Annotated in this window: 5 protein-coding genes; 1 reads left to right on the forward strand and 4 read right to left on the reverse strand. The window is 72.1% G+C overall.

What is annotated here, in order from left to right:
* The coding region (locus tag ABNT58_RS28945) for a hypothetical protein (RefSeq protein ID WP_348756804.1) at window positions 1-356 on the reverse strand (356 nt) is incomplete at its 3' end.
* Window positions 357-505: 149 nt separating this feature from the next.
* Between ABNT58_RS28945 and gph the strand changes: the two genes are divergently transcribed.
* Window positions 506-1183: a phosphoglycolate phosphatase gene (gph, locus tag ABNT58_RS28950; protein WP_348756805.1), complete on the forward strand. Its 678-nt coding sequence runs from the start codon at window positions 506-508 to the stop codon at window positions 1181-1183.
* 1 nt (window position 1184) lies between these two features.
* Here the strand turns inward: gph and ABNT58_RS28955 are convergent, their stop codons facing one another.
* The 3 genes from ABNT58_RS28955 to ABNT58_RS28965 all read right to left on the reverse strand — a co-directional run.
* A complete protein-coding gene (locus ABNT58_RS28955) occupies window positions 1185-2864 on the reverse strand; it encodes a ShlB/FhaC/HecB family hemolysin secretion/activation protein (protein WP_348756806.1) in 1680 nt (559 codons plus the stop codon).
* 151 nt (window positions 2865-3015) lie between these two features.
* Entirely contained in the window at window positions 3016-3393 is a 378-nt protein-coding gene (locus ABNT58_RS28960; protein ID WP_348756807.1) for a hypothetical protein, read from the reverse strand.
* The coding region (locus tag ABNT58_RS28965) for a hypothetical protein (protein WP_348756808.1) at window positions 3333-3556 on the reverse strand (224 nt) is incomplete at its 5' end. The genes ABNT58_RS28960 and ABNT58_RS28965, both read right to left, overlap by 61 nt.

A 3556-nucleotide genomic window follows, 5' to 3' on the forward strand; every position in this document is an offset into this window, starting at 1 on the left:
CCGGCCACGCTGCCGCTTTGTTCACCCAGGCCGTTGGCGCGGCGCAGGCAATCGGCCTGCTGGTCGCCGGGCAGCGTCTGGCAGCGCTGGCGGGCGTTCTGGTCGTAGCGGCCTTGCTGGCCGTCGTCCAGCGTGCCGCGGCGGCGTTCGTCCTGGGCGGCGCCCACTTCCTTCAGGCAGGTGGCGCGGTCTTGCTGCGAGCTGCCGTTGAGGCAGGCGGCGCGCTCGGCCTCGGTGCGCGAGGCGGCCGGCTTGGCCGGTTCCGCCGCGTGGACGGCGACGCTGGCCAGGCAGGTGGCTGCCACGACAGCGGCGCGCCGCAGCAGCGGCAGGGCATGGGGAGCAAAGGCGCTCATGTCGTCTCCAAGGCGTTGTGGTCTCACCCTGAAGGCTAGGCGCGGCCCGGGCCGTGCACTGCAAGCCAAGCCCGACGCCTGGGCGCAGCCGATGGCGGGCAGCCCCGTAGGACGCGTCCGGCGCGGGCTTGCGGTATGGTCGGCGCCCTATGCCGTTCAACCCCACCTCTCTCCAAGCCGCCATCGTCGACCTCGACGGCACGATGGTCGACACCCTGGGCGACTTCGTGGTCGCGCTCACCGGCATGCTCGACGACATCGGCCTGCCGCATGTGGAGCGTGCTTTCATCGAGCGCACCATCGGCAAGGGCAGCGAGCACCTGATCCGCCACACGCTGGCGCAGTCGGCCGGCGAGCCGCCGTCGCAGGCGATGTTCGAGCATGCCTGGCAGCGCTACCAGCACCACTATCTCGGCATCAACGGCCAGCATGCCGACGTGTTTCCGGGCGTGGCCGAAGGCCTGCAGCAATTGCGCGCCGCCGGCCTGAAGCTGGCCTGCCTGACCAACAAGCCGCTGTCTTTCGCCAAGCCGCTGCTGGCCAGCAAGGGGCTCGACGGTCACTTCGCCTTCGTCTTCGGCGGCGACAGCTTCGAGCGCAAGAAGCCCGACCCACTGCCGCTGGTCAAGACCTGCGAAGCACTGGGCACCGCACCGGGGCACACGTTGATGATCGGCGACTCGGCCAACGACGCCCAGGCCGCCCGCGCCGCCGGCTGCCCGGTGCTGCTGATGACCTACGGCTACAACCACGGCGAGCCGGTGCGCGAGGTGGACGCCGACGGCTTCCTGGACCGGCTGGACCAGCTGAGCCTGCAGCGCCGCTGACTCAGAACGCGATCGCGGCCTGCAGCCACAGGCGGTTGCGCTGGTGCGAACCGTCCTGGTCCTGCCCGGTGGACGTCGCATTGGGGTTGTGCCCCAGGCGCCGCGCCCAGGTCAGCCGCAGCTCGCTGGCCTGCGGGCCACGCCAGACCAGCGTGGCACCCGCGCCTTGCAGCACATAGTGGTTGGGGCTGGCACCCACCTGCCGGTTGTCCACGTTCACACGCACCTGGCCGCGGTCGTAAAAGCCGATCAGTTGCCACTGCGGCGCCAGCGTGGCCCGCAGTTCCAGGTTGAGCAGCGAGCCGGCGCTGCCGCCCCCTTCGTTCACCGGATAGGCCCGCACACCCTGCGGGCCGCCCAGGTACAGCCGCTCTGAAGAGTCGAGGTTGCCGTCGGCGAACTGCCCCGCCAGCGCGGCATACCCGGCCAGCCAGCCATTCAAAGGCTGCAGCCGGCTCAGGCTGTAGCGCAGCCGGGCATAGCCGCCGGCGGTGCCCACGCTGGCCGCATCGGCGGCCTGGTTGGGTGAGCCATTGAGGTTCACCCGGCCCAGGCCCAAGGCCAGCGCCGCACCGGTACTGCCGCCCGTGCCGTCGAACAGGTTGCCCGACAGCCCCAGCGTGCCCGCGTCCACGTGGTAGCGGCTGACCCGCTGGCCGTTGGCTTCGTTGCTGAACTGCCGCCGCTCGGCCGACAGCTGCAGGTACAGGTTGCGGTCGCGCGCCCGCACGATCGGGTAGCTGGCGTCCACGCCCGCGGTGCTCGATCGGCCGCGGCTTTGCAGCGCGTTGAAGTCGGCATGCGTGAGCTCATAGCGCAGCGCCGACACGTTGGCCCCCAGCCGCCAGCCCTGCACACCCACCGGCAGGCTGGCGCCCAGGCGCAGGTAATCGTTGCCCTGGGTGTGCAGCAGCGTGCTGCTGAACTGCTCGCCCCGGCCCAGCGGGCCATCGAGCCGCAGCGTGGCATAGAGGCGCCCGGTGCCGGTGGCGCGGCCACCGGCGTTGTCGGCGCCCAGGTCGCCGCTGAAGGTGGGCGTGTCGCTCAGGCGCAGCGCCAGTGCGGTGTCGGCTTCGCGCTCGCCCGGCTGCAGGCTGGCCGACATGCTCACGCCCGGCAGGTCGTCCACCAGCATCAGGCCGCGGTCCAGCGCCCGCTGGTTGAACATGGCCCCGGGCGGCTGCGCCGCTTCCACGATGGCGCGGGCCCGGGCGGGGTCGAAGCGGCCGGGCTCACCTTCCAGCCGCACACCACCAAAGCGCGCTTCGACGATGCGCAGGGTCACGCGGCCGCTGCTCACGTCTTGTCTAGGCAAGTAGGCCTGCACCAGCCAGCCACGGTCGGCATAGGCCTGCTGCACCGCGGCCGCGGCCTGCTGCAGCTCGGCCAGGCCCACGCGCTGGCCCAGCCAGGGGGCCACCACCGCGTCGAGCTCTTCGCGGCTGAGCAAGGTGTTGCCCTCGGGCACGATGGACTGCAGTTCAAAGCGCGGGCCCGCAGCGGCGGGCGCCGCCGCCGGTGACCCTGGCGCGGTGAGCACCGGCGCGCGGCCGGGCAGTTCGGCGGGGCGGGGTTCGCTTTGCCGCAGCAGCGCGCCGGCATCGGTCTGCGCCAGGGCCAGCGGCGAGAAGGCAGCGCACAACGCGCCCAGCAGCCCATGGCGAATACGTCGAGTGTTCAATCGGGTCTCCAGCGCCCGGGGGTCAGGCGCATGCGGTTCAGGAATCCACGCCTTGGAGACAGCCGGCGTGGAGCGGACGGGTGAACTGCCGGGCCCTTGTAACAGCGCCCCCTGCCGGGGGCGATCCCATCGGGCGCGGCAGGGGTGGCCTTCAGTGCCGGCTGGCCTTTTGCCACTGGATGACCAGTGCGCTGCGCTGGCCATTGATGACGATCAGCAGCTCCAGCGGCAGGCCCTGCTGCGGCACCCGCTCGGCCACGAATCGACCGTTGGCCGCCACCAGGCGAAGCCAGACGGGCAGCGGGCCGCCATCGGCCGTGTTCACGCTGTGCGGGGCACCTTCGCGCAGCGGCTGCTGCAGCTCGTCCGGCAGGTCGAAGCTGAAGCCGCCCGACTGGCGCACCAGCTCTTGCGGCACGGTGACCAGCACCCGGCCCGCCTGGCCTTCGCGCGGCGCGTCCAGCAGCTTCACGACCAGCAGCGCGCGCTCGGCGGCGAGGTGAGCCGCATCGTCGGGGGTGAGCGCCACGGGGGTGGGCGGCGGGCTCTTAGGCGGGGTGGGGCGGGGGCCGGTCGCAGGCGCAGGCGCTGGCGCTGGCGACGCTGCGGGTGCAGGTGCAGGTGCAGGTGCAGGTGCAGGTGCAGGTGCAGGTGCAGGTGCAGGTGCAGGTGCAGGTGCAGGCGCAGGTGCA

Source organism: uncultured Aquincola sp. (genome assembly GCF_964001545.1).
Taxonomy (GTDB): domain Bacteria; phylum Pseudomonadota; class Gammaproteobacteria; order Burkholderiales; family Burkholderiaceae_C; genus Aquincola.